This window comes from Rothia sp. HMSC061E04 (assembly GCF_001813685.1).
Classification (GTDB): domain Bacteria; phylum Actinomycetota; class Actinomycetes; order Actinomycetales; family Micrococcaceae; genus Rothia; species Rothia mucilaginosa.
Genome location: NZ_KV813705.1, coordinates 116283 through 141692, shown reverse-complemented (window position 1 = coordinate 141692; position 25410 = coordinate 116283). Strand labels below are relative to the sequence as shown.

Genomic DNA, 25410 nt, shown 5'->3' with positions numbered 1-25410 from the left:
ATTGACTAGGAAATATTGACCCGGATTATCGATCCGGAACATCTATTTCACACACCATCGCATATATCACCCACCAACTTGCCACCGGGCAGGCTAACGCCGAAAAGGAGCAGAAATGACTACGCCGTCTGAAACTACCCCTGATACCGCACAGGACAACGCTCCCGACCAGAACAACGCGCCCGCACCCATCGAGCTCAAGTACAACCCCCACGAAGGCGTGGAGGAGCCCTACCTGATTCTGCCCGGCGGAGCGCAGGGTGCCGCAGCGGTCAAGGACCTTGCCACCTACATTTCTCGCGCCCTGGCGGTGAACCCGGACGCCGCTATCCGCCTGACTGCGCGCGGCCGCGTGGTGGCGGTGTTCGCCTGCTCCCTGGAGCCGGAGGACGCCTCCTCGGACACCCCGGTCATTATGGGTCTGCGTGCCCTGCACCTGCTGGCTGACTCGACCCTGGACATGACCGTGCAGGCGCAGGCGTTGCTGGACCGTCTGGCGCGTCTGCAGAAGCAGGCAGAAGAACAGGGTAACGAAGAGAACCCGCAGCTGGTGCTGTTCATGCCGCCGGTGACCGTTAACGCTAGCTGGGCTGGCAAGTCAGCCCCGCTCAGCGGCTGGTACGAGGTTGGTACCGTCCCGGTTGAAGAGTTCCACCGCGCCACCGCAGAAGGTCTGGAGGCGGTAGAACGCGCCCTGCCCGAGAACCCCGGCGCTGCTGTGCTTTCCACGGTGCGCTCGCGTATTTGGTCCTCCGATATGGTGCTGGAGTACCTACCTGAGTTCGATACCGTGCTTGTACCGACCGGCGCGGCATTCGCCCTGCGCGTGTTCGGTTTCATCCCGGAAGGCTTCACGGGCGATCTGCCGCTCTTCGCTGCGCATGTAGGTTCGGAGGAGTGGCTGCGCATTGTGGCGCCCGCCGGTATGGTGCTGGTGCGCCGCGGTTCCGGTTCGCTACTCTAACCCCCCCTCTCTAGGCTTTGCTAGATCTTTCTCAGCTGGCGGTACGGGTTCTGACCTGCGCCGCCAGCTATTTTTGCGTCTCATGACATCATCGGGGGATTTGTAATAATGACTTTCGATAAGGCATTACTTTACGAAAATAGGGTATTCTAGAGAGACTACGCCCTTTCACCGGGGCGTCTTTGACACACCGATTACCAGCCACACCGCACGGGAACTCTTCCGCCGCGCCCTCACCAGGCGCATTCTTCCCGTACGGATCGAAAGTGAGACCTATATGGATCTGATTGCAGTCGACATTGACGGTACCCTTGCCAGCAACCGAGATCAGATGGACAAGTACCTGACCGGTTTCTTCGCAAGCAACCGCCGATTCTTCAAGGCCATCCGCAACGCCACGGTCAATGTTGAAATTGCCGACCGTGTTCGCGAAATCGCGGCAGACACCGGCGCAGAGGTCGTAGTAATTACCGGCCGCGATGGCACCTACATGAAGGAATTGAACCAGTTCATCGCCCGCGCAGGTCTGGAACCCAAGCACGTGTTCGCTAAGCCCGGCAACGACGGCTCCAACAGCCCCGCTTGGAAGGACTCCGTCATTGAGTCCCTGATTGCTGACGGCAACCGCATTATCCACGCTTTTGAAGACACCGACCACGAGGTGTACCTGCGCCGCGGCATTCCCGTCACCTGGGTCGCCCCGATTCGCGACTACATTGGCGAATGGCACTACGAGTCGATCGACATTGACCCGGTCGCCTGGGCTGCCGAGCAGCGTGAGAAGGAAGCCGCTCGTGAGCGTCAGAAGCGTCGCCTTGCGGAGGGCGTGCTCGCACACCAGAAGGCCGAGGCGAAGGAACGCCAGGCAAACGTCGCGGCATAAAACCCGCACACCAACTTGAGAGCTGCGGTGGGTAACCCACTCAAACGAATGAGGCGCCGGAAGGATTCAATCCTCCCGGCGCCTCATTCTAATGCTATATGCGTTGATCGAAGCTGATGTACTCGGCTGATTACACAGTTAGTTTACGCGGTGCCGAGCAGTTCACGCAGACGAGTCGCAAAGGGGCCCGCCAGCTTATGGTGCGCCTTCTCCTTCAGATGCACGCCATCAGCCATGTCACCCTCAGTCAGGTAAATGGTCTGCCAATCTGCGGTGTCCATGAACAGCACGCCGGTCTCGCGGGCACCCTGCCTTGCCACCTCGTTTGCCACGTGACGCTTATGCGCCACCTGCTTATCCGTCGCCGCATCCTCGTTCATCGACACCACGCCACCGAACACGATCTTCGACGACGGGTACATGCGTCGCAGCTGCTCAATGACCTGAGTCTGGTGAGCGTTCACGTGCTCGCGAGCCTTCGTCTCATCCTCGTGAATGTAAATGTCATTGCCGGAAGCGTCCAGGTAAATCACGCCGGGGTTACCGCTCGGCAGAGCCCAACGGCCACCCATCACGCCCTGATAGTAGGAGGGGCACACACCCTCGCGGGCGGTCACAAAACCGATGCCGCCGCAACGGAACAGGTACGGGACGAAACCTGCTTGCTTCAGACCCAAACCAACCCAGGAGGTTGCGGTCACCTGTGAGTCACCAATCACCAGGGCATCCTTAGCGCCCAGAACGTTGGTGTTACGCGGCAGACCGTTTGCCTTATCCCAGTAGAGTTCAGCCTTCTCGAACTTGGTGTACAGAACGCCCTTCTTGGATCGCCAGCTCACCGGCAGACCCTCCCAACCGGCAAAGTCGCTGTACCCGCGCTGCTTCCACCAGTGCTCGTAGACGCCGGATTCCACCGCAACCGGACCGTACTTGGGGGTGTACATGACCACGCCACCCTTGAACTGCTGAACCAGCATGTCGGCGGCATCAGCGGAGGTGGAGAACGGCGCCTGAATCTCACCGGTTGCCTGTGCGCCCTCCTTGCCGAAGGCGTTCTGCGCGGTGCGTTCCATCTTCTGTGCCGGGGTGGTCGGTTCCGGAGTCGGCTCGGGGGAGGGGGACTCGCTGGGGTTTTCCTGCGCCGACTGGGTAGGTTCGGCGCCCGTAACAGCGGTAGCGGCGGTGCTACCGGGCGCGGTGAAGCCTCCTGCGGAGTACACGCCAAAGGAACCGGCAGCAACCACAGCAAGGATTGCACCGGTCAGAGAAACTTTCGCGATAGGAGACTTGATAGAAGGCATGCACAACAGTATACGATAGGCGCAACCCCAAGTTGAGAGCTTTTGATGGATATTCAAATGAAAATAACAAAAAATATGCACCGCAGTGACAAGAATTAGATTCGGTGTGCAAACCTGTATGCAAACCGGTGTGCAACTTGGGGCACAACTCAAAATAGAACCGGCATAAACCCCCATATAGAAACGTCCCCTCCCACCCCGAATCTCGGGGTAGAAGGGGACGAATAAAAACCCATGAGTAAAAACCTATGAGAGCAGGTGGCGAACCCGCCTCAGCTCACAAGCATTGTTAAATGTCAGCCGCCTGAACCTTCAGCGCACGAGCCACGCCGTCGCGTGCCTCCGCAATCTGACGGTACAGAGCCGCAGCATCCTCAGGCAGAGAAGCCAGGTACGCCTCGGTACGCTCCAGCAGCTCAGCAGTCGGCTCGCTCGGGTACATGCCACCAATAATCTGCATGGAAATCTCGTGCGAACGCGAACGCCAAATACCCTCAATCTGCTCGAAGTACGGCTCATCGTACTGGGCAATCAGCTCGGGCTTGCCGGACTTGAAACCGGAAATAGCGTAACGCTGAATCATGTTCGACAGCTCGCCGGTCACCATGATCTTGTTCCAGTACTCAGCCTTAGCCTCCGCAGTCGGAATCGATGCGTATGCCTGAGCGGCGTACTGCTGACCGTTCGCGGTGTTGTCGTTCTCCAGCTCCGCAGCAATCTGCTCGGCGGAGAAACGGCCACCGGTAGCCAGGCGGCACACCAGGTTCCAACGCAGGTCGGCGTCAATGTCCAGGCCCTCAAGGGTCAGCTCACCCTCGAAGAGGCGCTGCACATTGTCGTACTGCTCCTCGGTGCGGGTCTGGTTGATGAACGCCTGCAGCAGCTGCAGCTGAGCATCCGAGTCGGGCTCTGCAACGCATGCCAGCTCCCAGAGACGGTCAGCGGCACGGTGGCGGGTCTCCTCGCGAGCCTCAGGAGCCACGAAGGAGTGCAGGGTAGCGGACAGGTTGTTGATCTGGGTGCGTAGAGCGGTGGAGTTGGTCTCCTTACCGATGTTGTTCAGCACCAGGTCAACGTACTTACGTGCCGGCATCTGAGCGTCACGCACGGTATCCCAGAGCGAACCCCAGACCACGCCGCGAGCCACGGACGAATCAATGTCGCCCAGGTGCTTGATAGCGGTCTCGATGGAACGCTCGTCCAGGCGAATCTTAGCGTACGCCAGGTCCTCATCGTTCAGCAGCAGCAGGTCGGGGCGCTTCTTGCCGAGAGCCTCCTCAACCACGGTCAGCTCGCCGTCAATATCCAGCTCGATGCGGTCGGTGCGGGTCAGCTTGCCGTCCACCAGGTTGTAGAAACCAATTACTGCACGGTGCGGGCGCAGGGTCTCGAAGCCCTCAGCGTAGGACTGGCGGATACCCAGGTTCGAAATGTTGCCCGCCTCGTCATTCTCAACCTCAACGGCGAGAGTGTTCACGCCAGCGGTCTCAAGCCACTTAGCGCTCCACGCACGCACGTCACGGCCGGAGGTGCGCTCCAGCTCAACCAGCAGGTCGTCCAGAACGGTGTTGCCCCAGCTGTGCTTATCGAAGTACACCTTCAGAGCAGCCATGAAGTTCTCCTGGCCAACCCACGCCACCATCTGACGCAGCACCGAAGCGCCCTTCGCGTACGTAATGCCGTCGAAGTTCACCTGAACATCGGCAAGGTCACGAATCTCAGCCACAATGGGGTGAGTCGAAGACAGCTGATCCTGACGGTACGCCCAGGTCTTCTCCGACGCGGCGAAGGTAGCCCACGCCTCCTTCGCGTAGCGGGTATTCTCCGCAGCAGCCAGGGTCGACATGAACTCAGCGAAAGACTCATTCAGCCACAGGTCGTTCCACCACTTCATGGTGACCAGGTCGCCGAACCACATGTGAGCCAGCTCGTGCAGAACGGTGATAGCGCGGCGCTCACGCAGAGCCTCCGCAACCTTGGAACGGAAGACGTAAGTCTCCAGGTAGGTCACGCAGCCAGCGTTCTCCATCGCACCGGCGTTGAACTCGGGCACGAACAGCTGATCGTATTTCTCGAACGGGTACGGGGTCTTGAACTGCTCCTCGTAGAACTCGAAGCCCTGACGGGTCAGCTCAAACATGTCCTCAGCATCCACGAACGGCATGAGGGACTTACGGGCGTACACGCCCAGCGGAATCACGCGATCCTCAGAGTTGGTCAGCTCGCTGGTGACTTTCTCGTAGGGGCCAGCCACAATCGCGGTAATGTACGAAGACATGCGCGGGGTCGGCTTGAAGAACCAAGTCTTCGCACGGCCGCAACCGCACTCCTTCTCCTCAACCTTCACCTCGGGCTGGTTAGACACAACCACCCAGTGCGAGGGAACGCGCACAATAAACTCGAATTCAGCCTTCAGGTCGGGCTGCTCGAAGACGGGGAACACACGGCGGGAGTCCGGCACCTCAAACTGGGAGTACAGGTACACTTCGCCGTCGGCGGGGTCTACGAAACGGTGCAGACCCTCACCGGTGTTGGTGTAGAACATCTCTGCGTCAATGACCAGGGTGTTCTCAGCCGCCAGGTTCGGCAGCTGGATGCGCTCGCCGTCCGCCAGGTCGGTGCTCAGCTCTTCGCCGTTGAGGTTAATGGACTTGACCGAGGAGGTGATGGCGTCAATGAAGGTGGAGGCACCTTCCTGAGCATCGAAGCGGATTTCAACCTTCGAGGAGAAGACGTCTTTGTCCTTCGGAAGGTCAAGTTCAATACGGTACGAGTGCACGCGCTTAAGAATGGATGCGCGTTCGATTGCCTCATTGCGGGTTAGGTTCAGGCCGGGCATACAGCTCCCTCTCCTTAGATGTGAATAGCGTGCCGTGTTGACACGCCCTGTCATGGTGCGCTGGTTCCCGAGGTGCGGCTCCTGCGACGCTGCATACGTAGTGCTGGAGGTTTTGAAACTCAGGCGCGGTGAATCGGGACACTCAAAGTGCCATATCCCACAGTCTACCGCATAGGCGGGGGTCTAGAAGGCATCCCATTACCCGAACCAACGCGAATTCGATACAGTTAAGACAGAAAAAACCTAAACGGGGAAGCGCATCCCACCTGATGGATGCGCGGCGCACTCTAGCAACGGTGCTCAGAACTGAGAACCGGCGTCTCCCACGAACACACATTCGCACGTCACACCAAGACAAAATCACCAGGAGAGTACCCATGCGCGTACACATCGCAACCGACCACGCTGGCCTCGAACTGAGCCACTATCTGATCGAGTCCCTCACCGCTGCGGGCTACGAAATGATTGATCATGGCCCCGCCGACTACGACCCGCTGGATGACTACCCCTCGTTCTGTATTAACGCAGCCCTTGGCGTGAAGCGCGACCGCGAGGGCGGCCTGGACTCCCTGGGTATCGTGCTCGGCGGTAGCGGCAACGGCGAACAGATGGCTGCGAACAAGGTTGAGGGTATCCGTGCGGCTCTGGCATGGAACCATGACACCGCGGCACTGGCTCGCGAGCACAACAACGCACAGGTCGTTGCTGTGGGCGGCCGCCAGCACACCAAGGAAGAAGCACTGGAAATCATCAAGGTCTTCCTGGCTACCCCCTGGACCAACGAAGAGCGTCACGCACGCCGTATCGGTCAGCTGGCTGAGTACGAGCAGACCGGCGACATTGCCGGCAAGCAGATTGACGCTGCCTAAGCTCTAAAATCTGAGGCGTATAGTGCAGGCTATACGCCTCAGTTATTTCTGCACCCCATATAATCCACGCTATTTCTAACCAGCAAGTTTTCGAGGAGAACCCGTGCCCGAAGGCCACTCCATCCACCGTATCGCCCGCCAGATTAGCGACGTCTTCACCGGCGAGCACGTGCAGGTTTCCTCCCCGCAGGGCCGCTACGCTGAGGGTGCCGCCCTGCTGGACGGGCACACCATCACCGGTGCATACGCGCACGGTAAGCACCTGTTCGTGACCTTCGAGAACGACCTGACCCTGAACGTGCACCTGGGTATTTACGGTAACTGGAGTTTCGGCGGGGACGAGACGTTCACGGGTGCTTCGAGCATTGGTGCGCCCCGCAAGATCGGCGAAAAAGAATACGCCGCGGGGGAGGGGGAACCTTACGCCGGTCCTCCCGAACCGAAGAGTACGGTGCGTTGCCGTATTGTTTCGGAGCACGGCTGGGCGGATCTGGTGGGCCCGACTATCTGCCGCACCCTCACGCCGGAGGAGGTGCGCACCGTCCGCTCCAAGCTCGGCCCCGACCCGCTCAACCCGGATGCCGACCCCGAACAGTTCTACCGCGCGGCACGCAAGAGCTCCCGCCCGATTGGTGTGATTCTGATGGACCAGGCGGCAATCTCCGGTGTGGGTAATATCTTCCGCGCCGAATCGCTGTACCGCCAGGCAATTGACCCGCTACGCCCCGGCAAGAGCCTCAGCGACGAGGAGCTGGAGCGACTCTGGGAAGACAATAAGCACCTGCTGGTCATCGGCGTGCGCGTGGGGCGCATCATCACCACCGAGCCTGAAGACCGCCCCGGCGTGCCCGAAACCGAAGCGTGGCCCGACCACGCCAACTATGTGTACATGCATCACGGCGAGCCCTGCCGCCGCTGCGGAACCACCATCCGCATGGAAGAAATCGCAGGCCGCAAACTCTACTGGTGCCCCGGCTGCCAGGTCTAAAAACAGGTCTAAAAACCACCCGTATATTTGACAGCCCAGATGGAACCTCGCTACTATAGTCAAGTTCCATTCCGGGGATGTAGCTTAATGGTAAAGCCTCAGTCTTCCAAACTGATTACGCGGGTTCGATTCCCGTCATCCCCTCGCACAATCCCCCCGACGTTGTCGGGGGGATTTTTGTGCTCGGGGATTCCGGGAATCGCTTACGTCTAAAAGTTCCGAAAGCTTTCGAAACTTTTAGACTCCAGCTCGTCATCCCCTCCACAAATCCCACCCAAGGCTCGAGGGAATCGCTTCCGGGCGAAAATGCAATCCCTCGCGCGCTCGGAATCCGCACGCTCCAGCTCGTCATCCCCTCCACAAATCCCGCTTAAGGTTGCCGGGAATCGCTTACGGGCGAAAATACAATCCCTCGCGCGCTCGGGATTTTCGCCCTCCAGCTCGTCATCCCCTCACCGCGCATCCACACAAAACACCCCACAAAACCAAGGGAGACAGGGGGGAGTACGCGCTCAGTGGAAATAAACCGTGCACGAGCCGCTGTGTTGGGCATTTAGCGGGAAAACAGGTAAACTAGGGCACTGACTGTGTTAAACACGCAAATGCGCAACACGGTCGGTTTCACGGGGCGTGGCGTAGCTTGGCTAACGCGCCTGCTTTGGGAGCAGGAGATCGCAGGTTCGAATCCTGTCGCCCCGACGTGAAACGGTTGCCGCGACGCTACAAGGTCGTGGCGCTCTTTCCACTAAGCAACCGCGGCACACACGATTCGTGCCGCACCGAAACTATATGAGGAGATCACGGACGTGAAGACCGCCGTCGAGAAGCTCAACCCGACCCTCGCAAAGATTGAGGTCGAGGTTCCCTTCGCAGAATTCAAGCCCTACCTGGACCGCACCTACAAGAACCTCTCGGGTCAGATCAGCGTTCCCGGCTTCCGCAAGGGTAAGCTGCCCAAGCAGCTCATCGAGCAGCGTGCGGGCTTCGACTACATCGTCGAGGCATCCCTGAACGACGCTCTGAACGACTACTACGCACAGGCACTGGGCGAGAACGAACTCTCCCCCCTGGCACAGCCCGAGCTGGACGTTCAGTCCCAGCCCTCCACCGATAACCGTGAGGCAGACGTCAAGCTGACCATCACCGTCACCGTTCGCCCCGAAATCGAGCTGCCTAACTACGAGGGTCTCGAGGTTGAGGTTGACGAGGTAGAGGTCACCGCTGAGGACGAGGTCCAGGCACTGGACGCTCTGCGTGAGCGCTTCGGCACCCTGAAGACCGTTGAGCGCCCCGCAGCTGACAAGGACTTCGTGACCATCGACATCGCCGCAGAAATCGACGGCGAGCAGGTAGACGCAGCAAACGACCTGTCCTACCAGATCGGTTCCGGCACCATGCTCGACGGCATCGACGAGGCTCTGACCGGCCTGTCCGCTGGCGAGGATGCAACCTTCGAGACCAAGCTCTCCGGTGGCGAGCACGCAGGCGAGCAGGCAGTCATCAAGGTCAAGCTCTCCGCAGTCAAGGAGCGCGAGCTGCCCGCAGCTGACGACGAGTTCGCACAGCTGGCTTCCGAGTTCGACACTATCGACGAGCTGAAGGAAGACATCAAGAAGCAGGTTGCAGAAGCTAAGGTTGCCGAGCAGGGCACCCAGGCACGCGACAAGGTCCTCGCAAAGCTCATTGAGCTCGTTGAGATCCCCGTCCCCGAGAAGGTTATCGAGGACCAGCTCGAGCAGCACTTCAACAACCCCAACGCTGAAGCAGGCCACGACACCGAGGAGCACCGCGCCGAGGTTCGCGAGAACACCGAGACCGCATTCAAGAACGAGATGGTTCTCGACGCTGTTGCGGACAAGGAAGAAGTGACCGTTGACCAGGCTGAGATGATCAACTACATCATCACCATGAGCTCCCAGTACGGCATGGACCCCAACCAGTTCGCACAGATGCTGGACGGCTCCGGCCAGGCAGGCGCACTGGTCGGCGAGGTTCGCCGCTCCAAGGCTCTCGCAGCAGTGCTGAAGACCGCAGTGGTCAAGGACACCAAGGGCAACGTTGTTGACCTGTCCAAGTACCTGGGCGAGGGCGAAGAGGCAGCTGCCTAAATCCCCCGCCACGGTCTGCAAAAAGCCACCCCGCTAGAGGGCGTGAGCTGATTGCTTGAAACGTGTAGCCTCAGCGGGCATCCACCGAATTACTGGTTGGGTGCCCGCTGAGGCTCTTTTCACCCCCAATCTATTCCGCCCCCGAGTTTTCGCCTCTGCTTCACCCCCTGGCGAACGAACAACCCGAAGGGAAGCGGGGGAGAGCAACTATCGGTAAGGTAGTAGCAACGAAACTTTTCGCGTGCGCTCCGGCGCGTAAATCGCGCAAAGACGCAGCGAAGACCCATTAGAGAAGAAGAGGAAGAATGTCCAGCTACATGCCTCTGCCCATCGGCGCCTCCCAGGCAGCCGGCGTGGCGCCCGCGCCGTCTATGGCAACCCCCATCGTTGGTGCCCAGGAAGATTACGTCTACAACAGCCTCCTGAAGGAGCGCATTATCTGGCTCGGCTCCGAGGTGCGCGACTCCAACGCCAACCTCATCTGCTCCCAGATGCTGCTGCTCTCGGCTGAAGACCCCGAGGCAGACATCTACCTGTACATCAACTCTCCCGGCGGCTCCGTCACCGCCGGCATGGCCATCTACGACACCATGCAGCTCATCCCGAACGACGTGGTGACCGTGGTGACCGGCATGGCAGCATCCATGGGTCAGTTCCTGCTCACCGCAGGCACTATCGGCAAGCGCTACGCAACCCCGAACGCCCGCATCCTCATGCACCAGCCCCTCGGCGGTATTGGCGGTACCGCATCGGATATCCGCACCCAGGCTGAGCTGATTCTGGACATGAAGAAGCGCCTGGCAGAGATCACCGCTGAGCGCACCGGTAAGAGCCTCGAAACCATCCTGAAGGATAACGACCGCGACAACTGGTTCAATGCGGAAGAAGGCCTGGAATACGGCTTCTTCGACCACATTGCCACCACCGCCGGTAAGCTGCCCGAATCGAAGAACGCATAAGGGAGATGCACATGAACTACCTGCCGAACGATATCACCACCTCGGCGCCGGCTATGCCGAGTAACCGCTACGTGCTCCCCAGCTTCGAGGAGCGCACCCCCTACGGTTACAAGCGTCAGGACCCGTACGCAAAGCTGTTCGAGGACCGCATTATCTTCCTGGGCACCCAGGTGGACGACGCATCCGCTGACGACATCATGGCTCAGCTGCTGGTTCTGGAGGCGCAGGACCCCGAGCGTGACATCACCCTGTACATTAACTCGCCCGGCGGTTCCTTCACCGCGATGACCGCTATCTACGACACCATGCAGTTCATCCGCCCCGAGATCCAGACCGTGTGCCTGGGCCAGGCGGCATCCGCGGCGGCGGTTCTGCTGGCTGCAGGTACCCCCGGCAAGCGTCTGGCACTGCCGAACGCTCGCGTGCTGATTCACCAGCCCGCACTGAGCGGCCAGCAGGGCGGTCAGGCTTCTGACATTGAGATTCACGCGAACGAGGTTATGCGTATGCGTGAGTGGACTGCACAGACCTTGGCACTGCACTCGGGCAAGACCTACGAGGAAGTTGACCGCTCCATTGAGCGTGACAACATTCTGACTGCGGCTGCTGCCCTGGAGTACGGCCTGGTCGATAAGGTGCTGGAGTCTCGTAAGCTGCGTAAGCCTGCGACCAACACCGCTATTTCCCACACCTAAACTTTAGTTTTGAGGAATACCCCGGAGCGTTTTTCGGGGGAGGGGCGGCATCGCTCCGTGTGCGAGCCTTCGGGCTGGTGCGCGGTACGGTGCCGCCTTTTTGTGCCCGCTGATTTGTGCCCGCCAGGTGGGGGCGGCGAGACAAGCTGATATCTGGTGTTGACCTGCGCTTTCTTGCCGGAGTATCAGCCCCGCCGCCGTCATAAAAGACGCGCTTTGTCATATGCCCGGTAAGTCCGTTCATTTGCGGTGCGTAATTCTTGGTTCCGGGGTGAACTCCGGTAGCCTTAGAGAGGGAGAAAATTCGAGTATTTCATACCGGTTTCTCACTCAAACCACGGCACCCACCACCCACCGGTGCCCCTCCTGAGAAATCACCGCAGACATCAGGTCACTGACCCTTCTGCACCGATTTCACCACGCCGATCGAAAGGGAATCTTCGTGGCCACAGACATCATTGTGCCTCCCGAACAGCCCAACGCCAGCATGCGATGCTCCTTCTGCAAGAAGACTCGCGCGCAGGTTTTCAAGATTGTGCTCGGCCCGAACGTTTCCATCTGCGATGAATGCGTGGAGCTGTGCGAAGAGATCCTCGCTGAAGAGCGTCTGAAGGTGAAAGCCCCCGCGGCGGCGCCTGCATCTCAGTTGGCTACTCCGCGCGAAATTTACAGCTACCTCAACGACTACGTCATCGGTCAGGACGCGGCGAAGCACACCCTGGCGGTGGCGGTGTACAACCACTACAAGCGCATCCACGATATTGATAACCCGGTGTTGACCTCCCGCATTCTTTCGGCGACCGCGGGGGAGCAGGTGGAGCTGGGTAAGTCGAATATTCTGATGCTCGGCCCGACCGGTTGCGGTAAAACCTACCTGGCGGCAACCCTGGCGAAGAAGCTGGATGTGCCCTTCGCCCTGGTCGACGCAACCACCCTCACCGAGGCGGGCTACGTGGGTGACGACGTGGAGAACATTCTGCTGCGCCTCATCAACGCCGCTGACGGCGATATTGCCAAGGCGCAGCGCGGCATCATCTACATTGATGAGATCGACAAGATCGCCCGTAAGGGTGGCGAGAACCTCTCCATCACCCGCGATGTGTCCGGTGAGGGCGTGCAGCAGGCTCTGCTGAAGATTATTGAGGGCACCGTGGCGACTGTACCCCCGGAGGGCGGCCGCAAGCACCCGGCACACGCGAACATTGAGATTGATACCTCGAACATTCTCTTCATCGTGGCTGGTGCCTTCGACAATATTGACGACCGCATCGCGGCCCGCGTGGGTGCCGGCGGTATCGGTTTCGGTGCCGAACTGGGCGGTTCCGTGAAGAACCCGCTCGACCAGATCATGCCCGAGGACCTGGCGCACTACGGCATCATCCCCGAGCTGATTGGCCGCCTGCCGGTCATCTCGACCCTGAGCGAGCTCAACGAAGAAGAGCTGGCTCGCGTGCTGACCGAACCGAAGAACGCGCTGCTCAAGCAGTACCGTCACCTCTTCGCCCTGGACGGCGTGGAACTCATCATCGACGACGCAGCAGTCGCGGCTATTGCGCGCCTCGCCGCCGAACGCGGTACCGGCGCCCGCGGCCTGCGCTCCATGATGGAGCAGATTCTGCAGCCGATTATGTTCGACATCCCGGACCGCACCGACGTGGTGTCCATCGTCATTGGTGAGGACACCGTGCTCAACGGCACGGAACCCCGCTACGTGCTGCAGGCGCCCGATCCTGAAGCCGAGACCACTCGCACCGTGACGGAGGAGGCGAAGGCCGCCTCCGTGAAGGAAACGGACCGTCAGGCGGCATAACCGAATACTTCCAGCCGATAAGGCTAGGGGAATAAAGAAGCCGTCGCCCCGGTTATACGGGGTGACGGCTCACTAGCAGGTACCGCTCTCGTTGGCATGTGTCCTGAAGAGCATGTGCTGAAGAGCGTGTACCGAAGAATAAGCGCCGGCTCATAGTAGCGGCTGGCGCAACCGTATGAGAGAGGAACACTCATGGCTGAGAACGCACCCGCACAGGTTGATTTTTGGTTCGACCCGATTTGCCCCTGGTGCTGGATTACCTCCCGCTGGATTGGTGAGGTGCAGAAGGTCCGCAACGTTGAGGTGACCTGGCGCCCCTTCTCCCTGTCCATGCACAACCAGGGCCGCGACCTGCCCGCCGACTACCAGGCAATGATGGACCAGTCCTGGGCGCCGACCCGCCTCATTACCGCTGTGCGTGAGCTGCACGGCAACGAGGTCATCAAGCCCCTCTACGACGCTCTGGGTGAGCAGATTCACCACAACGACAACAAGGCTGATTTCTACCGTGACGCAATCGTCAAGGCGCTGGAGGAGGTCAACCTGCCCGCAGCGCTGGCGGATGTCGCCTTCACCGATCAGTACGATGAGCAGATGCGCGCCTCCCTGGACCTGGCACTGGAGACCGTGGGCGGCACCGATGTGGGTGTTCCGCTGATTTCCATTAACGGCACCGCTTTCTTCGGCCCTGTCATCTCCCCGAGCCCCGCCGGTGAAGAGGCTGGTAAGCTCTTTGACGGCGCCCTGGCGCTGGCTTCCTACCCCGGCTTCTTTGAGCTCAAGCGCCCCCGTAACGTGGGCCCGATTTTCCACGGTGAGGACGGCGAAGCCTAAGAACCCTGCAATGTGCTGAGATTCCTGCAATGTGCGCAGGCTCTGTAGAGTCTGCGGGTTCAGAGCAAAAAAGTACCGCCCGGTCATGTACTGACCGGGCGGTACTTTTCTATTCACTATGTTGCGCTGAAACGTGCAATCTACGCGCGGTGAGCGCTACTTGCAGAGGTAGCTTTGCGTGCCTTCTGCGCATTGTGGGCCTTCTGCGCTTTCTGGGCCTGCGCCTTCTGTGCTTTCTTTGCCTTGCGCTGAGCCCTGTGCTTGAGAACCTTCGGGTGCGTTGCGCGCTGCACGATCTTCGTATCACGCATATGGAAGGTGCGGGTTGCCGTGTACTGAACCGCTGCGTCCGAGGTGAACGCCAGCATTGCGAAGACCGCAACGCCCAGCTGGAAGAAAATCGTGGACAGTGGCAGGGACTGGTGCCCCCACAGCACGCCGCCGGTAATCGCCGCGAAGTTCAGAGCCGTCAACAGTAGAGCCAGGCGGCGAGCCTTCGACGAGCCGCGCAGCGTGCTCCACAGCAGGAACAGGTGCACCACCGAATAAATCGCCACGAAACCAATTAGCACCGTACTGGTAACGGTCAACAGCATGTTGCTATCCACCTGATCGAAGAGGTTCAGCAACTCAAGGTCATTGCCGGAGCCTTCCTCCAGTAGCTTGGCGCGCATCGCCGGGCGGTTAAGCGCCAGAATGACGCTGTTGATAATGTCTGCGAGGGTCACGGCGATGAGCATACCCGAACCGACCAGCAGGCTCAGCGGCATGCGGTACGCCAGGTCGTGCGCGCTGGAGAGGTGAATTTCTTCCTGCTCCTGCGGCTCCAGGCCCTCGTTGTTCAGCACGATGACCGGGAGCGCGCCGTCCGTGCGGATCGCGTCGCCGCCGCCGTTACGGGCGTGGTAACCGGAGGAAAAATCGTGCAGAATCTCAACGTGAGTTTCCGGGTGAGCGTACTGAATGGACTCCACAATGTAGTCACGTTCAAAGTCGGTTTCGGCGTCAATGCGGTGCGTGACCTGCAGGGTGAAGAAGCTGAAACCCACACCGGAGTCGTACGTGCCCGCCGCCAACCAATCCACCTGGTGACCGCCCGGCAGCAACCAGCCGTCCGGGGTTTTCCAGAAGCGTACGTGGTGGCGTTTCTCGGGGTTGCCGTCCACTTCCTTCTGATAGGCGAAAGCCTGCGTCTTGCCAAAAATTTTCAGCGGGGAGACGGGCGCCTCCGCGTAGGAACGGCGGGTGATGGTGGAGAGAATAATCTTCCAGGAGGAGACGAGGGTGACGTCGTCAGCGCGGGTCCAGCCGGCGTCCTGCATGACCTGGTGAATCTGCTCCTCGGTACCAATCAGACCGATATTGACTGGGTCGCCGAGCAGACCGTCCGGGGTGCGGGTGCGCCCAATAAAGTAGTCGGGCACGTAGATGCGGGTCATGATGGCGTGAAAACGCGGTAGCGTCAGGTATGCGGTGACCGCCCAGAAAATGAAGGCGATGGGGAAACCCCAAAAAGAGTGGCCGACCGTATTCGCCAGAATCATGAAGGTCAGCACGAGGGCCGCGACGCCGGCGAAGATGAAGAAAATAGTGTCCCAGAAATCGACCCACAAGCTACGCGGGACGAGGTCTTGCGCCGCGCCGCGCGCGTCAATATCACCACGGTAGACCGGTGGTGAGGTAACTGGGGGAGCGACATCGCTACGTATAGGCCGCAGGACGCGTTTTTGGTGGGACATTCCCGCCCTTTCTGCAACATAGTTAGGGTTTTTGAATATCCATAACTATAGCAAGGGGCAGGTCGTGTGAAGTATGCATTCCGGGCAGGGCTTAATCGCTTGGCTCGATTGCCCCGCCGCAGAAAAACGCGGTACCAACGTGAAAGTGCTGGTGTTGCCGCGTGAAAGAGAATATAAGGTGACCCTACTCGGGGAGGCGCTTAGCCTCAACCGCGGCACGTGCGGCGGCGATAGAGCTTTCGTGGTGCTGCATATCGCGGCTTTCACGCATGAGGCGCACCCACTTGCGGGTCAGCTCCTCAAGCTGCTGAGCGGTCAACGAACCGGAGGCGATGCTCGCCTCATCGGTGGCGGCGCTGGTGGAAATATGCTGAAGCCAGAGTTCATACACTTCGTTGGTGTAGCTGGCACGCAACGCCTGGGCATGTTCACGTGCCTGGCTGATGTACTCGTTCAGGCTCGTATGATAGTGCTGAAGTTGATTGGGGGAAATGTTGGTTTGCGCTCCTGGCGGTGTGCTCGGGGTTGAGCTCTGCCTCGCCTGAGGCTCTTGCGGTAATCCGGAAGATGAAGAGTGTGAATTCATAGTAATTATGGGTGTGCCTACTTTGGCACGGGTCAGAGTCAGGACGCATCGCTGCGTCTGACGGGTGGTTTACTGTCGTGCGGTTGGTCGGGGTATGTCGTTACTCGTACCGGTGATTTGTCTGTTGCTGAAGCTGAGTAGAGGGTTGTTCCTGATGGTAAAACCCTCGCATCAACAATCATACATAAAGCAACAGTCAATCTCATAAGGTTGATTATGTTCTTTGCACATTGATGAATGAAAAAATGGGTTGGAAATCTTGCAGAATACCCACATGCCAGCAAGCTAAAACCCACATTGTGGGGGGAATCGCTGATAAAGATTCTCAGAGAGCTGGAGCAGACATCCACGGGCGTAGCTTGGACAAAGCCTATAGTCAGAGCCGTAGAGGTCAGACGCCGGGGTCTCACACCCGGCGAGCTACAACGAACAGCAGGCACAGAAAACGGGGCGGTACCGTCAATCGGTACCGCCCCGTTACCAACACCAAAGTGGCGTCATACAATCAAGCGATAAACGCTAAGACGCGATTACTCAGCTGCTTCTTCCACAACGAGCACAACATCGCGAACCTCCAGCTCGCCCTCAGCCGCCACCAGGGACAGCTCACGAGCGTTACCGGCAGCCTTCAGATCAGCCATGCCAGCAGCGATGCGGTCCAGCTGAGCCTGGGGAGCCGCAATAGTTGCGGACTCAACCTCGGTGCGCTGCTTAACCTTCGCGTCGCTCTTAGCCTTACGCAGGCCACCCAGAGCCTCAGCAACATCCGGCAGGATCTGCTTCAGCGACTCAATCTGAGCCGGGTCAGCGTCCGCCAGGACCCACTGAGCAGAAATGCCAGCAGTCGGGTTCTGTGCAGAGTACTCAGCCAGCAGGGTACCCTCCAGAATGGGCAGTGCCTGCGGCCACTCGGCGCGGTGCACACTACCTGCACGCCACCAGGACCAAATCTCTTCGGTCACGAACGGCAGGAAGGGCGCGAACAGGCGCAGCAGAGCATCCAGGGTGGTTGCCAGTGCAGCCAGAACAGAAGCCTGCTCCTCCTCGCCGCGAGCACCGTACGCACGGTCCTTAATCAGCTCAACGAAGTCGTCGGTGAAGGACCAGAAGAAGCTCTCGCAAATCTGCAGGGCACGAGCGTACTCGTACTTCTCGAATGCGGCAGTTGCTTCCTCAATCAGGTACGCCAGGCGAGCCAGCAGGGAACGGTCCAGAGCGTTGATCAGCACGCGACCCTGAGCCTGAGAAGTGATGACGGACTTCTCGGTAGCGCCCAGGTTCAGCACGAACTTGGATGCGTTCAGCAACTTGATGGCAAGGCGGCGGCCAATCTTCATCTGGCCTTCGTCGTAGGCGGTGTCAGCGCCCAGACGAGCGGAAGCAGCCCAGTAGCGCACAGCGTCCGAACCGTACTTCTCCAGCACCTCGTTGGGGACCACAACGTTGCCCTTAGACTTGGACATCTTCTTGCGGTCCGGGTCGAGAATCCAGCCGGAGAGCGCGGTGTTGTACCACGGCACGGAGGAAGCCAGGGTCTCCGCGCGAACAGCGGTGGAGAACAGCCAGGTGCGGATAATGTCGTGACCCTGCGGGCGCAGATCCATGGGGAAGGTCTTCGCGTGCAGGTCCGGGTTCACACCCCAACCGGTCGCAATCTGCGGGGTCAGGGAGGAGGTAGCCCAGGTGTCCAGAACGTCCGGGTCAGCGATGAAACCGCCCGCTACGCCGCGCTGATCCTCGGTGTAACCGGGAGCAGCCTGAGATGCGGGGTCAACCGGCAGCATCTCTTCGGCTGGCAGAATCGGGTTCTCGTAATCCGGCTCACCCTCAGCGTCCAGCGGGTACCAGACGGGGAAGGGAACGCCGAAGAAACGCTGGCGAGAAATCAGCCAGTCGCCGTTCAGGCCCTCAACCCAGTTCTCGTAGCGGCTACGCATGAAAGAGGGGTACCAGTTCATCTCACGGCCGCGCTCGATGAGCTTCTCGCGGCGTGCAGCGTCACGGCCACCGTTGCGGATGTACCACTGGCGGGAAGCAACGATTTCGAGGGGCTTGTCGCCCTTCTCGTAGAACTTCACGGGGTGGGTAATCGGCTTGGGGTCGCCGTCCATTTCGCCAGCTTCAACCAGCATCTCCACGACGGTCTTCTGCGCGGTGAAGACGGTGGTGCCTGCCATGCGCTCGTAGCGCTCGCGACCCTCGGCGGAGGTAATCCACTCGGGGGTTTCGCGGGAGAAACGGCCGTCGCGACCGATGAGGGCGCGGGTGTCCAGCTGTAGTTCACGCCACCAGGTGACGTCGGTGGTGTCACCGAAGGTACAGATCATGGCGATACCGGCACCCTTGTCGGGCTGTGCCAGCGGGTGCGCCTTGATCTCGACCTCAACGCCGAACAGCGGGGAGGTGACGGTGGTGCCGAACAGCGGCTTGTAACGCTCGTCGTCCGGGTGCGCCACGAGGGCTACACAGGAGGGCAGCAGCTCGGGGCGGGTGGTCTCAATCCAGACCTTCTCGCCGTTGGGGCGGTGGAAGCTGATGCGGTGGTACGCGCCGGGGCGTTCCTTGTCTTCCAGCTCAGCCTGTGCCACTGCGGTGCGGAAGGTGACGTCCCACATGGTCGGTGCTTCAGCCATGTAGGCGTTGCCTGCTGCCAGGTCCTTCAGGAAGGCGAGCTGGGAGACCTTGCGGGAGTGCGCGTCGATGGTGCGGTAGGTGCGCGACCAGTCAACGGACAGACCCAGGGTGGTGAAGAGGTTTTCGAAGACCTTCTCGTCTTCAACCGCGAGCTCTTCACAGAGTTCAATGAAGTTGTTGCGGGAGATACGCGGCCACTTTGCCTGGCTACGGTCGGGCTTGGGGGTGCCGTCTGCCTTCCAAGTGATCAGGTCACGGAAGGAATCGTTGTCTGCCACGGAGGGGTCGCAGAGAACGCCGTAGTAGTTCTGAACGCGGCGTTCGGTGGGCAGGCCGTTGTCATCCCAGCCGAGGGGGTAGAACACGTTCTTGCCGGTCATGCGCTGGTAGCGTGCAATGACGTCGGTCTGGGTGTAGGAGAACATGTGACCCACGTGCAGGGAGCCGGATGCGGTCGGCGGCGGGGTGTCAATAGAGTAGACCTGTTCGCGAGTGGTGTTCTCATCGAATGCGTAGGTCTTCTCGTCGGCCCAGCGCTGCGAGAGCTTCTCTTCGAGGCCTTCGAGGGCGGGGCGGTCGGGAACGTTAATCTGTACGGGCGAGTCTGAGCCCAAAATGTTTTCAGCCATAACGGCTATTTTCTCATATTCACGGCATTCTCTCAGCTCCAGGGGAATTTTGCGCTGTGCTTGCCTGTTCGTACTGCTCAATGGCGGCTTCTAGACGCGCCAGGAGGTGCCGGTACCGGCGCGCAAATTGTGCCTTGCGTGCTGCGGCGCGTACCCCGCTGGAGGAGGTGAGTTCCTGCCAGCTGGCGGGGTCGAGGTAGCTCTGCCCGAGCAGCAGGTGAACCTCAGAACTGTAGGGGGTTCCGGTGGCGGCACGGATGCCGTGCGCCCTCTGTTGGAGCGCTTGGCGCTGCTCGTGTAGCGCGGTGATGCGCTGGTGCGGTATTGCTGTCATGTGGAGGTTCCCAATATGAGGAGTAATCGGCGATTCAGCGGTGAGCTCAGTGAAAAACGGAAATGGGGAGAGAGCCCCCTAATATGCCGCTCTCGATTACCAGCAGTGTAGGCGCGAAAATCTGCAGTATCAACAGCCCCCGAATCCTTCTCAGCAAAGCGGGTGCGGCGTAGACTGAAGATACACGACCTTTGAGGAGCTGCCAATGAGTTCTCTGAGTATTTTTGGTTTGGGTACGCCTGAAACCGTTCTGCTGATACTGCACCTGACGCTGGTGGCGTTGTGCCTCTGGCATTTGACGGTGCGCAGCGGCTACGGCGAGGCGCGCATGCGGTTCGTGCTGCCCCTGCTTGTGTTCATGCCCGGCGCCGCGGTTCTTTACCTGTTGTCGGCGCGTGAGGGTACGGTTCCTCCGGACACCATCAGGACCGGTAGTAGCTCGCCCGTGTATTTTGAGCACCGCCTCGGTTTCCGTGACGGCGGAAGGAGCCGTTGGGGTCTGCCTCGCCGCCGCAAGTAGTAGCCTGACAGAGCGCCGGGCGGTTGTGGTACCGGCATCTATCTCACTATCGAAAATTTCAAAATATATGCCCGCGAGTCTGTTCGAACAGAGCACCCGCGGGCATCACTCTACTAGGATTAAAGTATGACTGAGAACACCCACATCCCCGCATCTCCTTTCCTGCCCAACGCCGGTGTTGGTAAAGTTGCCGTGGTGACCGGCGCATCCAGCGGTATTGGTCGAGCCACCGTACAGCATCTGGTGGCAAGCGGCTGGACCGTCTATGCTCTGGCTCGCCGCACTGACCGCCTCTACACCCTCTACGCAGAGACGGGTGCACACCCGGTGACCTGCGACGTGACTGACGAGCATTCCGTGCGCTTCGTTGCCGAGCAGATTCTCGAGGAGCAGGGCACCATTGACGCCCTGGTTAATATTGCCGGTGGCGCTATTGGCGTGGATAAGGTTGCGGAGGGTAAGACGGTCGACTACCTGAAGATGTACCAGATGAACGTGCTCGGCATTCTGCACATGGTGCGCGCCTTCGCGGAGGCGCTGCGACTGAACGGTCACGGCACAATCCTGAACCTGACCTCTACCGCCGCGGAACACGGCTACGAGGGCGGTGCCGGGTACAATGCGGCGAAGTTCGGCGCTCGCGGCCTGACGGAGGCGTTGCGCCTGGAAGAGGCAGAGCATAATGTGCGCGTGATTGAGATTTGCCCGGGCATGGTGCACACCGAAGAGTTCTCCCTGAACCGTCTGGGTTCTAAAGAGGCGGCTGACCGTGTTTATGCCGGAGTTGAGAAGCCTTTGACTGCCGAGGATGTTGCGCAGACGGTGACTTTTGCTCTGAACGTTCCGCACCACGTGAACCTTGACCGCATTACGATTCGCCCGGTGGCACAGCCGAGCCAGTTTAAGGTGATTCGCAAGGAGGGCTAAGCTTTGTGCTCTTGCGTTCGCTGATGCGAGGCTTTTTGCTGGTGTGCCCGGGAGATCTGTGGCTTGTGTGGAGCTTGGGTCCGGGTGTCATGTGGGGTGGGAATGGGCGGGGGAGAGGTGTCAAGGAGTACTTGATGGAACCATAAAGTGGTACGTGAGACTTTAAGGTTCACCATGGTGAAATAGCTGGGGTGAAATTATCCATGGAAAGTATCATATTTTCCTCAAATGCAATCAAAATGTAGGGTTACCGGCGTTCATATGTCAGTACATGACCGAAAAACACCACAATTGGTCTGTGTTAACTCTCAACTTGAGGGGTGGTTTTATAACGATTTCATTACTCTTGCTTAAAGAGGGTAGAAGACTCAGAGTCGGGTGTTAGCCTTTTAGCAGCACACCCATATGTGAATCTGCGCCCCCCCCCCAAAGACGGAGGCGCACCGCGTAGGTTCACCACCGATAATTCAGAGATCGAGGAAAAATGTCGAAGACTACCCGTCGCGTTTACAAGATCGCAGCTGCGGCAGCTTTTACCGCTGGTTCTGTGGCAGCAATCCCGGCAACCTTTGCGGCAGAAGCACCCGCCAATCAGCAGCAGCAGGTTGTTGATCAGAAGGCATCTTCTCAGACTTCTTCCCTGCCTGGTGGCAATGCAACCGAGACCCCCAAGGCTGAGGCTCCTAAGACCGAAGCACCCAAGGCTGAGGCAACCGAAGCACCCAAGGCTGAAGCTACTGAGGCTCCTAAGGCTGAGGCAACCGAGGCTCCTAAGGCTGAAGCTCCTAAGGCAGACGCTACCGAGGCTCCCAAGGCAGAGACTCCTGACCCCACTGCTCCGGCAACCCCCGAGCCCACCACTCCGGCAACCCCGGCCCCCGAGGCAAAGCAGGCTGACCCCTCCGTCGTTATTGAGAACGCTCACTTCCCCGGTGATGCACAGTTCAACACCGTGAGTGTTGTTGCTACCGGCTTCTACGGCGAGAAGGTTGGCCCCGGCGTTCAGGTCAGCATCTACGCACTGGATGCAAACAAGCAGGTCACCGGCGAGGCTATCGCAACCGTCTCCGTGTCTGCAGACCAGATTCAGGACGGCTCCTTCAAGACCGCCTTCACTGTTGAGGCAAGCAAGCTGCCCGCAGGCGCATCCTACGCACTGGCTGCTGTAAGCAACCCGCAGGGTCAGCCCGATCAGAGGCTCGTAGCTATCTCCTCCTTCAAGGTTACTGAGAGCGCTACCCCCACACCGGAGGTCCCCGAGGATGAGACTCCTGCCCCCGTGACCCCGGCGCCCGAGGATGAGACTCCCGCTCCCTTAACCCCGGCACCGGAAGCTCCGAAGGAAGAGAGCCCTGCACCCGAGGCTCCCGCGGCACCCGAGAACGCAACCCTCACCACCGAGGATGCTTCCCTGGATCCGAACGACCAGTACAACGTTCTGACCTTCAACGGCTCCGGCTTCACCCACGAGTCTGTTGCTCAGGGCGTTCAGATTAACATCTACCGCCTGGATGCTGACGGCAACATCACCGGCGAGGCTCTGGCAACCTACGATGTGCCTGCTTCTGAAATCATGGAGGGTACCTTCCGTGCGAAGGTCAGCATCCTGTCCGAGCGCCTGCAGCCCGGTTACGCCTACGCAATGGTGGCAACCAGCGACCCCAATGGTCTGGTACACCAGGTAGCAGTAACCACTGCTGTTGTGAGCGATGCGGACCACCCGGCGCCCACCCTGCCGGCAGCTACCGAGGGTGACAACACCACCGTTCGCGATAATGGCGACGGCACCACCAGTGTCTTCACCGCTGAGATGCGCGAAGATGGCTCGGTTGTGGTGAGCGAGACCCGCGTACCTTCTTCTCAGGCACCCAAGGCTAAGGTTGGCAACGCATCTGCTGCTACCTCCTCTAGCTCCAAGGGCCACACCGTAGGCTTCTCCGGCACCAAGGGTTCGACTTCGACCTCTTCTTCGGCTTCCTCGAAGCCGCAGCTGGCTAACACCGGTGCTGAGGGTGTTACAGGTATTGCAGGCGTTGGCGCCGCAGCTCTGATTGCTGGTGCCGCACTGATGCTCCTGCGCCGCCGCAGCCTCTAAGGTTTATCCTTTCGTATAGAGTCTTATGAAACGCCCTCGCGGTCTCCTTGGGAATAAAATATTCCTAGGAGACCGCGAGGGCGTTTAGGCGGTATTTTGCGGAACGTAACAATCGCGATACTTGGACAAGCCGGTGCAGATTTGTTTGTTGCGGGTTTCCTGAGCCTGTGAGTTTTGGAGTCCCGAATCGGGAATAAAGGAACGAGAAACGATGAGCGTGCAGGCGGTGCAGTATGACTGCTTTGGGCCCGTGGAGAATCTGAAGCTCGCGAACGTACCGGGGGAGAACCCCGAAGAGGGGCAGGTAAAGATTGCGGTGCATGCGGTCGGCCTGAACCCTGTGGACTATAAGATCTTTGAGGGCGCTCCGCAGCTCAGGATGCTCTCGCGCGTCATGAAAATCAGGAACCCCCGCCGTTGGTTTGAATCAAAGAAATCGCAGTTCCCTCGTGGAGTAGGGCGTGATTTCTCCGGCACGGTGCTCGAGGTGGGGCCCGGCGTATCGGGTTACCATGTGGGTGACGAGGTCTTCGGAACCATTGTTAGTGCCCCCGGTCTGGGTACCAAGAGGGGGTCTCTAGCTACGGAAATTTGCGTGAATACCGGTGATATTGCGCTTAAGCCCGCCTCTATTGATTTTGACCATGCCGCTGCAATGGGTGTCGCGGCCTTGACTGTGGGAGGCGCCTTCCGCCATATTGGCGTGGGCGCGGGCGATACTGTGGCCATTTCTGCAGCCTCGGGCGGAATTGGGTCCACCGCTGTGCAGTATGCGGTGGCTCGTGGCGCACGGGTCGTCGGAATCGCGGGGGCTGCGAATGCCGAATTTGTTAGGTCACTGGGTGCTGTTCCGGTTGCCTACGGTGAGGGCGTTAGGGAGCGTGTGCTCAAGGCTGCTGAGGGCCGCGTGACGAAGTTCCTGGACTGCTATGGTGGCGACTACGTCAGCTTGGCATTCTCGCTGGGTCTGAAGGGTAAAGACATTGGAACTCTCGTTCCCTCGCCCAAGGTCATGATTAGGGGAGCGCAGTTTACGGGCCCCCGCCACTCGAAACACGGGGATTTTGAAGCCCTAGCCGAGCTGGTTACCGAGGGAAAAGTGTCAATTCGGCTGGATCGCGTGTACGGGTTCACGATTGAGGATGTCCGTGCAGCCTACCGCGATTTGAAGGCTGGCCATACGCGTGGCAAGAGAGTCGTTCGTATTACCGATTCATAGGGAGTTTATTACTGAGGGTGCTGGGCTGGGGTGGCGGAATCATTTTGCTGGGTTATTTTGTGCGTGGTTATTGGTACGCACGCTTTTAATCAATGTGCGGGAAAAAAGCGCTGTGACCTGCAATTTTTTCACTTAAAAGAAATAAATTAAATGCATGGATGTGCAGAATATTTTTATCTCAAATCCATTAAAGCTGCATATGCATGCAATAAAACTTTGACCTTCAAGGTAGAGTTGAAGAGTTTTGCCTAGTCTATGTATTTTGAGTGCTCTTGATGGCGTTCTGAAAGGTGAAAAGTATGCTATGTGGGTTATTGCACAAGAAAATACTTGGAAGGTAAAGCGTATTTACCGCAATAAATGGAAAAGTATTGTTAGTGTGGAATTATCGATAAATAGAGCGATTCCCTTCGTGGTAACTTTCACCACTACATGAATGTTATAACTAGTCCGTACGTTATAACACTCGATCCGAAG

The 25410-nt window shown here is 59.2% G+C and carries 19 protein-coding genes and 2 tRNA genes; 15 read left to right on the top strand and 6 right to left on the bottom strand.

The window, feature by feature from the left end; genetic code table 11:
- Positions 1 to 115: 115 nt before the first annotated feature.
- Positions 116 to 964 carry a DUF8185 domain-containing protein gene (locus tag HMPREF2927_RS06440; RefSeq protein WP_070686555.1) on the top strand — a complete coding sequence of 283 codons (849 nt, stop codon included), beginning with the start codon at positions 116 to 118 and terminating at the stop codon, positions 962 to 964.
- Positions 965 to 1241: 277 nt separating this feature from the next.
- The gene (locus tag HMPREF2927_RS06435; protein ID WP_005508133.1) at positions 1242 to 1847 is read left to right on the top strand and encodes a phosphatase domain-containing protein; all 606 of its coding nucleotides are present in this window, start codon (positions 1242 to 1244) and stop codon (positions 1845 to 1847) included.
- Positions 1848 to 1990: 143 nt separating this feature from the next.
- Here the strand turns inward: HMPREF2927_RS06435 and HMPREF2927_RS06430 are convergent, their stop codons facing one another.
- A complete protein-coding gene (locus tag HMPREF2927_RS06430) occupies positions 1991 to 3148 on the bottom strand; it encodes an SGNH/GDSL hydrolase family protein (protein WP_246827376.1) in 1158 nt (385 codons plus the stop codon).
- A gap of 289 nt (positions 3149 to 3437) precedes the next feature.
- Entirely contained in the window at positions 3438 to 5987 is a 2550-nt protein-coding gene (gene pepN / locus HMPREF2927_RS06425) for an aminopeptidase N (RefSeq protein ID WP_070686551.1), read from the bottom strand.
- A gap of 377 nt (positions 5988 to 6364) precedes the next feature.
- Here pepN and HMPREF2927_RS06420 point away from each other — a divergent pair, with 377 nt between their 5' ends.
- From HMPREF2927_RS06420 to HMPREF2927_RS06380, 9 genes are all read left to right on the top strand, one after another.
- Positions 6365 to 6856 carry a ribose-5-phosphate isomerase gene (locus HMPREF2927_RS06420; RefSeq protein ID WP_070686549.1) on the top strand — a complete coding sequence of 164 codons (492 nt, stop codon included), beginning with the start codon at positions 6365 to 6367 and terminating at the stop codon, positions 6854 to 6856.
- A gap of 103 nt (positions 6857 to 6959) precedes the next feature.
- The gene (locus tag HMPREF2927_RS06415; RefSeq protein ID WP_070686547.1) at positions 6960 to 7844 is read left to right on the top strand and encodes an Fpg/Nei family DNA glycosylase; all 885 of its coding nucleotides are present in this window, start codon (positions 6960 to 6962) and stop codon (positions 7842 to 7844) included.
- 73 nt (positions 7845 to 7917) lie between these two features.
- A tRNA-Gly gene (locus tag HMPREF2927_RS06410) sits at positions 7918 to 7988 on the top strand.
- A 480-nt stretch (positions 7989 to 8468) separates the two neighbouring features.
- Positions 8469 to 8543: transfer RNA gene (locus HMPREF2927_RS06405), tRNA-Pro, on the top strand.
- 107 nt (positions 8544 to 8650) lie between these two features.
- Positions 8651 to 9952, top strand: a complete 1302-nt coding sequence (tig, locus tag HMPREF2927_RS06400) for a trigger factor (RefSeq protein WP_070686545.1) — start codon at positions 8651 to 8653, stop codon at positions 9950 to 9952.
- 305 nt (positions 9953 to 10257) lie between these two features.
- On the top strand, positions 10258 to 10911 hold the full coding sequence (locus HMPREF2927_RS06395) for an ATP-dependent Clp protease proteolytic subunit (RefSeq protein ID WP_005505718.1): 654 nt from the start codon (positions 10258 to 10260) through the stop codon (positions 10909 to 10911).
- 5 nt (positions 10912 to 10916) lie between these two features.
- Positions 10917 to 11606: an ATP-dependent Clp protease proteolytic subunit gene (locus HMPREF2927_RS06390; RefSeq protein WP_012903382.1), complete on the top strand. Its 690-nt coding sequence runs from the start codon at positions 10917 to 10919 to the stop codon at positions 11604 to 11606.
- 442 nt (positions 11607 to 12048) lie between these two features.
- A complete protein-coding gene (gene clpX / locus HMPREF2927_RS06385; protein WP_070686543.1) occupies positions 12049 to 13416 on the top strand; it encodes an ATP-dependent Clp protease ATP-binding subunit ClpX in 1368 nt (455 codons plus the stop codon).
- A gap of 192 nt (positions 13417 to 13608) precedes the next feature.
- A complete protein-coding gene (locus HMPREF2927_RS06380; RefSeq protein ID WP_070686541.1) occupies positions 13609 to 14250 on the top strand; it encodes a DsbA family oxidoreductase in 642 nt (213 codons plus the stop codon).
- A 140-nt stretch (positions 14251 to 14390) separates the two neighbouring features.
- Here the strand turns inward: HMPREF2927_RS06380 and HMPREF2927_RS06375 are convergent, their stop codons facing one another.
- From HMPREF2927_RS06375 to HMPREF2927_RS06360, 4 genes are all read right to left on the bottom strand, one after another.
- Positions 14391 to 15989: an LssY C-terminal domain-containing protein gene (locus HMPREF2927_RS06375; RefSeq protein WP_070686539.1), complete on the bottom strand. Its 1599-nt coding sequence runs from the start codon at positions 15987 to 15989 to the stop codon at positions 14391 to 14393.
- 184 nt (positions 15990 to 16173) lie between these two features.
- Positions 16174 to 16404: a hypothetical protein gene (locus tag HMPREF2927_RS06370; protein WP_049337995.1), complete on the bottom strand. Its 231-nt coding sequence runs from the start codon at positions 16402 to 16404 to the stop codon at positions 16174 to 16176.
- Between the two features lie 701 nt (positions 16405 to 17105).
- Positions 17106 to 19838: a valine--tRNA ligase gene (valS, locus tag HMPREF2927_RS06365; RefSeq protein ID WP_070686537.1), complete on the bottom strand. Its 2733-nt coding sequence runs from the start codon at positions 19836 to 19838 to the stop codon at positions 17106 to 17108.
- A gap of 19 nt (positions 19839 to 19857) precedes the next feature.
- Positions 19858 to 20172, bottom strand: a complete 315-nt coding sequence (locus tag HMPREF2927_RS06360; RefSeq protein WP_070686535.1) for a hypothetical protein — start codon at positions 20170 to 20172, stop codon at positions 19858 to 19860.
- 205 nt (positions 20173 to 20377) lie between these two features.
- Here HMPREF2927_RS06360 and HMPREF2927_RS06355 point away from each other — a divergent pair, with 205 nt between their 5' ends.
- From HMPREF2927_RS06355 to HMPREF2927_RS06340, 4 genes are all read left to right on the top strand, one after another.
- The gene (locus tag HMPREF2927_RS06355; RefSeq protein WP_070686533.1) at positions 20378 to 20692 is read left to right on the top strand and encodes a penicillin-binding protein; all 315 of its coding nucleotides are present in this window, start codon (positions 20378 to 20380) and stop codon (positions 20690 to 20692) included.
- Positions 20693 to 20818: 126 nt separating this feature from the next.
- Positions 20819 to 21619, top strand: coding sequence for an SDR family oxidoreductase (locus HMPREF2927_RS06350; RefSeq protein ID WP_070686531.1), 801 nt, complete (start codon positions 20819 to 20821; stop codon positions 21617 to 21619).
- Between the two features lie 484 nt (positions 21620 to 22103).
- Positions 22104 to 23714, top strand: coding sequence for an LPXTG cell wall anchor domain-containing protein (locus tag HMPREF2927_RS06345; protein ID WP_070686529.1), 1611 nt, complete (start codon positions 22104 to 22106; stop codon positions 23712 to 23714).
- A gap of 211 nt (positions 23715 to 23925) precedes the next feature.
- The gene (locus HMPREF2927_RS06340; protein ID WP_070686527.1) at positions 23926 to 24933 is read left to right on the top strand and encodes an NADP-dependent oxidoreductase; all 1008 of its coding nucleotides are present in this window, start codon (positions 23926 to 23928) and stop codon (positions 24931 to 24933) included.
- Positions 24934 to 25410 lie beyond the last annotated feature (477 nt).

What these genes read in the sequence shown, in the direction of transcription:
- HMPREF2927_RS06440 (WP_070686555.1), top strand. Translation starts at nt 116, where the DNA reads ATGACTACGCCGTCTGAAACTACCCCTGATACCGCACAGGACAACGCT.
- HMPREF2927_RS06435 (WP_005508133.1), top strand. Translation starts at nt 1,242, where the DNA reads ATGGATCTGATTGCAGTCGACATTGACGGTACCCTTGCCAGCAACCGA.
- HMPREF2927_RS06430 (WP_246827376.1), bottom strand. Translation starts at nt 3,148, where the DNA reads ATGCCTTCTATCAAGTCTCCTATCGCGAAAGTTTCTCTGACCGGTGCA.
- pepN (WP_070686551.1), bottom strand. Translation starts at nt 5,987, where the DNA reads ATGCCCGGCCTGAACCTAACCCGCAATGAGGCAATCGAACGCGCATCC.
- HMPREF2927_RS06420 (WP_070686549.1), top strand. Translation starts at nt 6,365, where the DNA reads ATGCGCGTACACATCGCAACCGACCACGCTGGCCTCGAACTGAGCCAC.
- HMPREF2927_RS06395 (WP_005505718.1), top strand. Translation starts at nt 10,258, where the DNA reads ATGTCCAGCTACATGCCTCTGCCCATCGGCGCCTCCCAGGCAGCCGGC.
- HMPREF2927_RS06390 (WP_012903382.1), top strand. Translation starts at nt 10,917, where the DNA reads ATGCACATGAACTACCTGCCGAACGATATCACCACCTCGGCGCCGGCT.
- HMPREF2927_RS06380 (WP_070686541.1), top strand. Translation starts at nt 13,609, where the DNA reads ATGGCTGAGAACGCACCCGCACAGGTTGATTTTTGGTTCGACCCGATT.
- HMPREF2927_RS06375 (WP_070686539.1), bottom strand. Translation starts at nt 15,989, where the DNA reads ATGTCCCACCAAAAACGCGTCCTGCGGCCTATACGTAGCGATGTCGCT.
- valS (WP_070686537.1), bottom strand. Translation starts at nt 19,838, where the DNA reads ATGGCTGAAAACATTTTGGGCTCAGACTCGCCCGTACAGATTAACGTT.
- HMPREF2927_RS06360 (WP_070686535.1), bottom strand. Translation starts at nt 20,172, where the DNA reads ATGACAGCAATACCGCACCAGCGCATCACCGCGCTACACGAGCAGCGC.
- HMPREF2927_RS06355 (WP_070686533.1), top strand. Translation starts at nt 20,378, where the DNA reads ATGAGTTCTCTGAGTATTTTTGGTTTGGGTACGCCTGAAACCGTTCTG.
- HMPREF2927_RS06350 (WP_070686531.1), top strand. Translation starts at nt 20,819, where the DNA reads ATGACTGAGAACACCCACATCCCCGCATCTCCTTTCCTGCCCAACGCC.
- HMPREF2927_RS06345 (WP_070686529.1), top strand. Translation starts at nt 22,104, where the DNA reads ATGTCGAAGACTACCCGTCGCGTTTACAAGATCGCAGCTGCGGCAGCT.
- HMPREF2927_RS06340 (WP_070686527.1), top strand. Translation starts at nt 23,926, where the DNA reads ATGAGCGTGCAGGCGGTGCAGTATGACTGCTTTGGGCCCGTGGAGAAT.